General features: G+C 41.2%; 8 protein-coding genes. 5 read left to right on the plus strand and 3 right to left on the minus strand.

What is annotated here, in order from left to right; translation table 11 throughout:
- The 4 genes from VIP81_RS08665 to VIP81_RS08680 form a co-directional block, all read left to right on the plus strand.
- The coding region (locus tag VIP81_RS08665; protein WP_331958525.1) for an AraC family transcriptional regulator at positions 1-995 on the plus strand (995 nt) is incomplete at its 5' end.
- Positions 996-1,277: 282 nt separating this feature from the next.
- Positions 1,278-2,735, plus strand: coding sequence for a protein kinase domain-containing protein (locus tag VIP81_RS08670; RefSeq protein ID WP_331958528.1), 1,458 nt, complete (start codon positions 1,278-1,280; stop codon positions 2,733-2,735).
- A 2-nt stretch (positions 2,736-2,737) separates the two neighbouring features.
- Positions 2,738-3,178 (plus strand): MauE/DoxX family redox-associated membrane protein, encoded by a 441-nt coding sequence (locus VIP81_RS08675; protein ID WP_331958531.1) that lies wholly within the window; start codon positions 2,738-2,740, stop codon positions 3,176-3,178.
- 110 nt (positions 3,179-3,288) lie between these two features.
- The gene (locus VIP81_RS08680) at positions 3,289-3,543 is read left to right on the plus strand and encodes a hypothetical protein (RefSeq protein WP_331958534.1); all 255 of its coding nucleotides are present in this window, start codon (positions 3,289-3,291) and stop codon (positions 3,541-3,543) included.
- 590 nt (positions 3,544-4,133) lie between these two features.
- Here VIP81_RS08680 and VIP81_RS08685 read toward each other — a convergent pair.
- From VIP81_RS08685 to VIP81_RS08695, 3 genes are read right to left on the minus strand one after another with little or no spacing between them, the layout of a single operon-like run.
- Complete coding sequence (locus tag VIP81_RS08685; RefSeq protein ID WP_331958537.1) at positions 4,134-5,420, minus strand: TlpA disulfide reductase family protein; 1,287 nt, start codon at positions 5,418-5,420, stop codon at positions 4,134-4,136.
- A 19-nt stretch (positions 5,421-5,439) separates the two neighbouring features.
- A complete protein-coding gene (locus tag VIP81_RS08690) occupies positions 5,440-6,861 on the minus strand; it encodes a RagB/SusD family nutrient uptake outer membrane protein (RefSeq protein WP_331958540.1) in 1,422 nt (473 codons plus the stop codon).
- A 48-nt stretch (positions 6,862-6,909) separates the two neighbouring features.
- Positions 6,910-10,176 carry a SusC/RagA family TonB-linked outer membrane protein gene (locus tag VIP81_RS08695; protein ID WP_331958543.1) on the minus strand — a complete coding sequence of 1,089 codons (3,267 nt, stop codon included), beginning with the start codon at positions 10,174-10,176 and terminating at the stop codon, positions 6,910-6,912.
- A gap of 241 nt (positions 10,177-10,417) precedes the next feature.
- On the opposite strand from VIP81_RS08695, the gene VIP81_RS08700 reads away from it, so the two are divergent.
- Positions 10,418-10,612 (plus strand): RNA polymerase sigma factor (locus tag VIP81_RS08700; protein ID WP_331958546.1); only part of this gene is annotated, 195 nt, incomplete at its 3' end.

The raw sequence follows: 10,612 nt of genomic DNA on the forward strand, positions 1-10,612 counted from the left end.
TTTTAGTATCAACCAAATCTAAAGCTACAACTGAATCTTCGCCCTTACTGCCTGTACATTATCAGCATAACGCTTTAAAAGGCGCTTTTGTAACCTACACAGAGGGCGGATTCGGTTGTTTTGCTACCCAGGAAATACGCAGTGGACAATGGGTAATGGGTTGGTTAAATTTTTCTATCAAACAGGCCACCGACTTGAACTTTGTTGCCAGTAAACCGATGGTGGCACTGGTATGTACGCTAAAAGGTAAAGGGGCTTATGAACTCCCCGGCTATGGCAACTTTACCTTGCAAAAGGGAAAGTATGGGTTCTATTACATTCCCCCACATATTTTCAACAATGCTTTTTTTGTAGAAGAGGAGCACCAGGTGGTGTATTTTTCTTTTTCGGCCGCCTTTCTGAAGTCGTTTGCTACGCAACATGTTAACTTTCAGGAACTCTATGCGGCACAACAAAAAGAAGCCCCGGGAGGGAATGTGTTTCCCTGTTTTAGAATTGGTATAGAAGAACGTAAAATTCTGGATGCCATCAGGCATACCAATTTAACGGGACCCGCGAAACAAATATTCCTGCAAGCCCGGATTAATGATTTGTTGGTCAGCTATTTTTCATCACTGGAAACCATTGATAAAGGGCAGCTGCGGATAGAGGATCAGCAGGAACGATTCAGAGAAGTAGAAAAATTTATACAGGAGAACTATCATTTATCCCTTAAAATGCAGTCTTTAAGCCGCAAGGCAGGCATGAACCTGCGCAGTTTTGAAAAGGGGTTTAAGGCCTATTTCGGGGTAAAGGCAAAAGAGTATATTGAGCATTTAAGAGTTAGACTGGCAGCGGACTTACTGAGGAACAGCGATATGCCGATTACAGCGATTGCTTATCATGTGGGGTTTGCCGGTACGAACTATTTTTCGTTTGTGTTCAGGAAAATTCAGCATTGTTCGCCACGGGAATACAGACAAAGAGGCGGGGAGAAGAAAGGCGAATTATTGTAGGTTTTTAAATTCGTTTTTTTGAACATTATTTTAGAATTAAATTTTGATATTTACAAAAGAAGGAACAACGCTGATAATAGAGGAGTATAATATGACAGCCCAACTTTATTGATTTACAGCAAGTGAACTATACCTGTTGAATAGCCGGGAAACCCCTGGATTATAATAAGTGTTTCTATATGGATGTGACCTTTCATGTTTTCTTTTGTGGAAAGCGATGGGAATGGTATGCACCATTCATTTTACCGGATGTTTTATAGGCCCTCAAAATAAATTTAGTTTATGAACCCTGGATCTGATAAAGAACCTCATGAAAAATCAGAGGAAGAACGACTGAGCAAAGTCGACTTCGGTAAATATTTTCATAAATATGGTATTGACTACAGCATTGAAGCGCCATGGATGGTAGTGGGGAAGTTGAGTTTTGACAAGAAATGGATATTTTTTTTGTCGGTACTTGAACGGGATGTAAAGCCGCTGCTGGATTTAGTTTTGCCGGTATTGTTTCTCCATAAGCTTTCTTTCCGGGTATTACAGAATTATGAATATGTGCGAAGATTGAATGGGATGTGGATGGGCTTACATGAGGTAGGTAAGGTAGTAACCATCTCACTTCCTGATGAGCGCACGGCGGTGATGCTGGCAAAAGAGTTAGTGAGATTGACGGGAGACTTTAAGGCGCCCATAGTACAGGATGCCTTGCGCCTGGGCGCCATATTATATGCAAATATCTGTGAAATAGATGTAAATGAATCCAATGAACCAACAGGCTTTATAAGCAATTATCTGCCTCCTGCATCGAAGATACCTTTTAAAATTGAACGCGTCTATAAACGGAAGAAGCGGAAAGGTATCATTGGTCGCTACTACCTACCTATCAGGGTGATACAACCCAATACCAAAGGAGATATCGTATGGGGCGTTAATCTGAAAAAATGGGCATTTACGCAATGTATCATCAAGCAGGCGAGGGGCTTTTCATTTTTTGATCACCTGGGAAGGGAGTCTACCCATAAACTGATTTGGCAAAGAGCCGTCCTGGAAGACATACAGGATAAAATACGCGTACCTAAGCTTATAGATTTTTGCAGGAAAAAGGATGATTATTATCTTATAATGGAGTTTATTGAAGGTAGTAATTTGCATGAGCTGGTAAAGAAGATACATAATAACGATCGGTGGCCGGAACTTTCTCCGGATCGTAAGCAAAGCCTTTTAAAGCTATTTTTGGATGCAGTCACGCTTGTGAAAACGCTCCATGAACTGGGATATGCTCACCGCGATATCACAGATGTCAATTTTATGGTAACCCCGGAAGGCAACATGTACTTGTTGGATTTTGAGTTAACCAGCTCTATCGCAAAAGGATTACCGGATCCGCCTCACGGCCTGGGTACCTTTGGATATGTTTCGCCGGAACAACTTAAAAGCAGTAAGCCGGATTTTACAGAGGACATCTATTCATTGGGAGCATTGCTGTTGACTATCCTTACCAGGAAACATCCTGTAGAGGCGTTAAGTGCAGGAATAGACAAGGCCATGGAAGAACTGAATACATTAACAGGTAATGCAAATATGACCACGTTAATACAGCAGTTGCTGGAAACCGAACCATCCAAGCGTCCAACCATAGCTAATATCCTCGCATGCATAAGTGAAGAGATTGACAATTTGGAGAAAGAGGAAATTGTAAGTGCTACCGATGTGAAATTTTCTCAGAAAGCTTTATTAATTAAATAGAAATGAAAAAAATATCAATTATTTACGAAGTAGTTGTACTGCTATTTATCCTGATGTTTTTATATGCTGCATTTAATAAAATATTCTCTTTTGAGGTCTACAAATTGCAGCTGGATACGCAGCCATTCGATGATAAGTTTACGTCTCTTTTGGCGGTGGCCATTCCATCTGCTGAAATACTTGTATCGTTATTATTAATCATTCCTAAAACTAAAACGCTGGGGCTTTATTTAGCTACTTTTCTGATGGTAGTATTTACGGGATACATCATTCTTATAAAAGTAAATTATTTTGGTATGACCCCCTGTGGTTGTGGTGGTGTTATCACTCACCTTACCTGGACCCAGCATTTGTGGTTTAATCTATTTTTCCTCGTAGGAGGTATTTCGGCTATCATTTCCAGGCGAAAATTGATGGCAGACCCAAGATTAGCAGCTAATTGAATTTCCTTTTTCAGATAAAGTAATTATGTGGCCACATATGGGATGTGATACCTATCCTGTCAGCAAAAGGTGTGTTAGTAATTCATTTTTAAACCTTTAAACTCAATTTTATGAAACGCACTCAAATAATTCTCGCTGCACTTGTTGCAATTACTGGTATTGGAGCAGCATATGCTTCTCAGCCTAAAGTTTCCGGACCTGCGGCTATTTACAGATGGCATACTGCCGGACCTAGTTTTAAAACAGTGCTCACCGCTGCTACTGCTGTTGCAGCTTTAAGGTGTAATCCAGGTACTGCTGTTACATGTCTGGTTGGTACTTCAGCCTCATTGCCAAATAAAACTCTTCTGGGTATCTTCCATTAATTGAAGCATTCAGCTTAGATTACTAAAGGCTGACGAAGGCTATTGAGGCATAGGGGCACTAATCCCTGGTTCCAGATAGATATTCGTCAGCCTTGTTATTAGTTACACTTCTTTTTAAATCACAGCAGAGATGAGGATTAACGTTGTTGCCAGTAAGTGCTGTTTTTAATAGTCAAAATCAATTTTTATGAGACGATATCAATTGTTTTTTGCGCTCCTTACCGGAGTTACTGGTATTGCAGCCGCATATGCTTTCCAACCAAAGGTTTCTCCAACGGCTATTGCTTACAGGTGGTATACGCCTGATGGTACATTCATCTTTTTTGCTACGACAGTTATAGCGAGGCAAAGATGCAGTCCCGGTTCTCCGGGGACTTGTTTAGTCGGTACCGCGCTGGGAGTCCAGCCAGTTACTATCCTGGGGGCATTCCATTAGCGTCATATCTGGTTGGGTTACAGTCGGGTGAGGATACTTGTTGAAGTATGGTCACATTCAAATTATGTATGGTTTTCGATAGACCATTGCAATCATCTGTCTGATGGGAGTACAGCCACTTACAAAGTGCCTCCAGCCCTATTGTAGCTATCTGTTAGCGTACGCTGATATCATTTGAATTTTCATTCCCGCTAGTGAACACAAGGAAGTCAATCTTCCTAATTTCCCTTGTTATTTTAAAGTTATAAACTTCAATTGCTTTATTAACTGTTTCGAGGTCGCTCCAGTCTGTCGGAATACTGACGAATCCCATTTTTTTCTTCATGTCATATCCCGTTTCATCTATAATTGGATCAGTGATTTCATTGCTCAAAAAGCATTTTACCGCCCGCCAGCTGGCATGACTTAAAACATAGTTTCCATCTTTTATATAATTATCAGCAAATCCACCTGCCAGGTCGGTGGTATCTGTGTTTGCTGGCTCATGTAGGTTTGACAGCACGTAGCATACGGCTGGTTTCTTTTTTGCAAAAGTTCTTATCTTGAAATACCTGTCCAGATCTTTTTGCATGTATTGAAAAGCGTGAACCCGTGAAGTGTCCTTCAACATAAGATCATAGCAGAATATATTTTTTCCCGAAGTGAAGTCATAAGATTCGAAAAGAGTCGAATCTATATTTTCATATATGCATTGTGAGTTTTTTATTCCCTTAAGGTCATATGCAATCTTGTAAATTCTTTTTAATGAGCAATTGACCACTTTAACGCCTCTGATACCATTTTCGTTATATTCAGTATTTTCCGCTCCCATTTTTTTTTGGTATCCACCAATATAGGAGTATTGGTAAGTAGGTGCCATGTCTACGTCGAGAAATAAATTCGGACTATTTATATCCGACATCTCTTTGGGGTCTAGTTTAACTGGCAAATGTAATGGCTCGCCATTGATGAATTTAGTAATGTTTTCCTCAGTAATTTGATCTGATCCGGTAATTGCCTGTACTATTCCGTTCTTATCGATCCAGATTTCATGTGGTTCAGAGACGTGAGGAAATACTTTTGATAAAACGGTATCGGAAGTGGTGGTGGGCAAGCTAACATTCCGTAGCATATATTTATTCGTCAGGAATATTTCCACGGCTTTCTTTTTTTCAAAGGTGCACATCAATACATTGAATTTTCCATTGTATTTTTTGTGAAGAGAATCTAGTTTTGGCATTGCTGCAATACAGGAACCGCAGTAGGTAAACCAGAAGTCGATAATAAGTGGTTTTCCTTTGAACTCTGAACGTAAGTTGATGTTGTTTTTCTCATATCTGAACAGGTCTGTCAATAACACATCCGGTATCTGTTGGTGGATGCCGGTTTCCTGGGCTTTTACGAAAAGGAATAGCTGTTGGCAGATGATGAGTAGTGCAATTATTTTTTTGTACTTAGTCATGACAATCTTATTTTTTATTTTAGTTATAACCTGGGTTTTGTGTAAGTGTTGTATTGAGAAGCGTTTCTCCAAAAGGAATCGGGTATAGCACATCAGTTGGCTTCCACTGCGCCTTTAAAGGTTTTAAAATCTTATCTGCCTCATTATGCCGGATCAGATCAAACCAACGGTGCCCCCATTCGCATAAAAACTCTATTCTGTTTTCTTGTTTTACAGCTGCCGTTGTTTGTGTGGATGTAAGTGTATAAGGTAATTTAGGGAGTGCCTGTGGAACTGACTCATCACGCGCTCTGTCTCTTAATACATTGAGATCATCTATAGCCCCTTTGATATAACCTTGCTCAGTTCTTGCCTCTGCACGGATGAGATATTGTTCTGCCAAACGAAATACTGTATAATAGTCTACGGCGGGATCTGGTGTGGGATTCGCGTTTTTGTATTTATAGGGATAGTAAAAGGTGTCACTGCCAAGGGTCATATAATTTGTCCAGTTCGAAAGTCTTTTATCCCCTTTTTCAAAGGCATTCATTAGTTGGTGGGAGATGATATATTTGGGGGGGGCCGCTGATGATGGGTCTGGAATAAGATTAGCACCTTCCAATGTAAGATAGCCGGTCGGCGTAGGAATCAGCTGCCAGATGGATTCGGTGCTATTAGGAAGGAATACGCCATTTAAGTCACTGGCCAGACTATATACGTTTGCATCAATGATTTGCGAAGCGGTACTTTCTGCGTCTTTCCATCTTTTTTCATATAAATATAACCGGGCTAATAATGCCATGGCTGTAAACTGGTTAGGACGTACATGTTCTGTTGTAGGATAGCTCGGTGTTAGTAGTGAAATAGCGTCTGTAAGATCTGACAATATCTTTTTCTTTATATCAGCTACAGGGGTTCTGGAGATTCTTTTGTTTACCTCATAGTCTGTGCTGGTTTCATAGGGGACATCACCGAATAGATTAATCATGTAGAAATAGATGAATGCTCTTGCAAATTTACTCTCGCCCAATAGTTGATTTTTCACTGATGGGCTTAAAGTGGTGCTTTCTGTTAGTCCGGATATACAGGCGTTGATCTGGTAAAGACAAACATAAGGCCTTACCCAGAATTTTGTTTGAAGCGCGTCATTTTGTACGGAAATAGAATTGTCCGCAAATTCCTGTTCTGTTGTTTCTGTAGCACTGGTAGTGATTAATTCGTCTGACGATAACCCTGTATACACTGTTACGGCACCACTGGTGAGATTAAAGTAAGGAGACATCATTTGGGAATATATTCCCAAGACTGTTGTTGTTGCAGCTGCATCACTCTGAAATAGCGTAGCAGCAGTAACCTTGTCAATTGGCAATGGTACATCTACCAGTTTGTCGCAGGACAATAGACCAGACGTACTTAAGAAAAATAGTATATAAAAGGCAGATAAGTGCGGTGTTTTTTTCATAGTAATTCTTTATTATTCTGGAGGTAAAGTGAAATAGCGGGCATCTTATTACAAGGTGACCTGTAGACCGGCAGTAAGTGTTCTCAATGGCGGTAGCGTTTGCAGGCCCGGCGCTTCGGGATCTGTTACTTTATACTTTGTTATAGTGAATAGGTTTTGTCCCAGTAAGAATACCCTCATTTTGAATTTACTTTTCAGGTCAGGTGACAGGTTGTATGATAAGGATAGATTTTTGAGACGTATAAAAGAGGTACTTGAGTAAACCACATCGGAACGGGTCAAATAGCCTATCTGTCTATAGGCGTCACTTCTGGTAGAGGTTGTGAATTTTTGAACTGCTTTGTCCTGCAAAATTTCTGCAGCTTGATTGTTTATAAAACCGGGTGAACCCTTACGGTTATTGTAGCTGCTGTAGAGATAGTTTTGTCCTTCCTGATTTTTGAAATCAAAGAATACGTCCAGCTCTATTCCTTTATAGGAAAAGTGGTTGCCAACACCTCCATAATATTTCGGATCGGGATTAAAAATTGGGAGGAAGTCATTTGCATCTAAAAAACCGTCGCCATTCACATCTGTGAATGTATAGATACCTTTCTCATTAATCCCGGTAGAATGGTAGCCATTAAGGACATTGATAGATTGACCGGTTTTGTAAGTAGTTGCGTAGGGGCTTGTTAACAGATCTGGGAATGAAAGCAATTTGTTTTTTGGAATCGTAATATTACCGCTTATATTCCATTTGAAATTTTTAGTAGACAAAATATCTCCGCTCAGACTAATTTCAAAACCACTATTTTGAATGAGTGCCGGTAAGTTGGCTGTTACGTAACTAAATCCGGTTTGGGCAGGAAGATTATAAAGAATTAACTGGTTGTCACAACGATTACGGAAGTAAGCTAGTGTGGCCAATAGTCTGTTATTCCAAAGTCCCAGTTCCATAGCTCCCTCTAATTTTCTATTTCTCTCCCAGTTATAACTTGGATTGAATAGCCCTTCCGGCATGAGGGTAGTCGTACCCTGATAAGGTGTTTGGGTAATGGAAGACCATGCATCCAGGTATTTGTAGTCTCCAATCTGATCGTTGCCGCTGCTTCCGTAGCTGCCTCTTATTTTGGCATAGCTAAGAACGGGTATCTTGTCTTTAACAAAGTTCTCATTTGAAATGATCCAGCCTATGCCTACAGCGCCAAAATTTGAATACCTGTTGCCGGGGCCAAATCTACTGGATCCATCCCTTCGTCCGGATATATTGAGCAGATATTTGTCATACAGGTTATAATTAATACGGCCGAACATAGCGGCATACTTGTATTCACTATATTTATTTTCAGCACTGGTTACCGGAGCTGCCGCTATTGATTTTATCAATGCGTCATTGGTATATCCACTCGCATTGATGTAAGTTGAACTATTTTGGATTTTTTGCCAGCTGCCTCCCAGTAATGCGTTCAGTTGTCCTCCCAGCACCTTCTGGCTGTATTCCAATTGCGGTTCAATACTCCAGCTTTTGAAACTGGTATTGGCAAATTGAGAAGAGCCCGTTATGGCACTGGTGGTATTGGGATTGACCCCTGTTTGTGGATAGGTGCCCATTTCATTTGATGATATCGTGTTGTAACCTCCCCGCGCTTTTATTTTTAAAGCACTTGTAATACGGTAGCTCAGTTGCAAACTGGAAAGCAGGTTATCTGCTTTAATTTCATATTTGTTATTAATCAGTGCCATAGGGTTATTAAAAGGTCCTCCCGGAGGCCCCCAGTTGATTTGCCCCGCTTCATTATATAATGGGGGAGCATTCGGTGGTAACTGCGTAAGAGATTGCCACTGTGGCATATTGATATCATTTGAGCTATAGATCGTTGAAAAGTCCAGCCCAAACCTTTGATCAGTAGATTGATGATTTAAATTGGAATTAAAGGAAACCCTGTTATTGTAACCGTTGCCCAGCAGCACCGTACCATCGTGATGATATCCGGTGCCAATCAGAAACTGCGTATTTTTACTTCCTCCGCTCACTGATACATTTGCATTAGTGGTATTGGCCGTATTGCCCTGTAGCATTTTTTGCCAATCTGTATTCCTGGTAGTATCCCATACCAACAAATCGTATGCATTTGTTTTAGTGGGCGTAATGCCGTCATTTTGAAAAGCGGTTCTTCTTACTTGTAAATATTCCCGGGTATTCAGCATTTTTGGGACTTTGGTGGACTGACTGATGCCCGAATAGGCGGAGGCATTAAATTCAGTTTTCCCGGCTTTTCCTTTTTTGGTAGTAATGAGTATCACCCCATTTGCGCCGCGGCTTCCGTATATGGAGGTGGCGTCTGCATCTTTCAATACATCGATGCTTTCAATGTCGTCCGGATTGATCGTACTAAATGGACTGACCGCATCAAGGGATGTTGATCCATAGCCTGCAAAAGTGGATGGCACGTTTCCACTGCTGATGCCGTTATTACCGGATGCCATGGGTACGCCATCTATAATAAACAGCGGGTCTGAACCGCTGAAAATGCTGTTTTTACCACGTAGTTGCACTTTTACAGCCGCTCCTGGTAAGCCATTCATCGGTGTAATCGTCAATCCCGGTACCCTGCCCTGCAGCGCCAGTAAAACATTAGATACTGGCTGCTGCTGAATTTCCTTCGCAGCTACGGTGCTCACACTTCCCGTATTATACCGTTGTGTGGTAGTACCATAGCCTATTACCACCGTTTCATCCAGTTTACTCGTTGCCGGTTTCAGCCTGATATTAATGGCAGATTGGTTTTTCAAAACAAACCGCTCCGCCATATATCCTGTGAAGCTAATGACCATTGTAGCATTAGCCGGAACATCATCAATACGAAACTTTCCATTCACATCCGTCACCGCTCCCTTATTAGAATTCGCCACTTTAATGGTAGCGCCAATCAGCGGTAATGATTTATCATCCGTCACCTGCCCGGTGATCATTACCCCTGATGACACCACGCTACTGTCTTTTAATGGTTTGGGAATAGCCCGGTTTTCTTCCTTCCTCAGGTAAATCCCGTTATCTATATACTTCCACGAAATCCCCTTTGCGGTAAACAATTGTCCCAGTACGGTATTCAGCGGGGCTTCATTATAGCTCACATTTACCTTCTCATTGGTATTGACTTCCGTTTCGCTGTAGTTGAAACGCCGGTGCGTTTGCTTCTCTATATTTTTCATCACACTGGACAGGGAAACATTGCCCGCCATCAGCGTCACTTTTTCATCGCCGTATTCTTGTGCGGAAACGACTAAACAGAAGCGCAGGAGCATCATGACAAGAAATGACCTGCTTAGCATGGAGCGAATTTTTAGATGTTTGCTCATAAGTACATGTTGAGGATGATGGTGTTTTAAAAAACAGCAATTAGTTTTTTGAGGGAAAAGATTTACATGACATGTACTTAGATGGAACAGATTAACGCAGGAAGTACTATCGCGGTACCCCACTTTTGATGTTAATATAATATGAACAATACCGAAACCTTGTTTTGTTAACTTTCGATTTACAGTTGTCGGTGGGATATTTATTTGATTGCATATGAATTTAATCATCATCCGTATGCATGAAATAAGCGACGAAGCATTATTTAACCTGGTACAAACGGGATGCAGGGACGCATTCAATACGCTGGTGATCCGTTACCAGCAGCTGCTATTCATGGCGGCCAGGCAGCGGCTGGGGGCGGAGGAAGAAGCCCATGATGCCGTACAGGAGGTTTTTATCTGGTTATGG

Origin of the sequence: Chitinophaga sp. (genome assembly GCF_036566945.1) — a bacterium.
Classification (GTDB): Bacteria; Bacteroidota; Bacteroidia; order Chitinophagales; family Chitinophagaceae; genus Chitinophaga.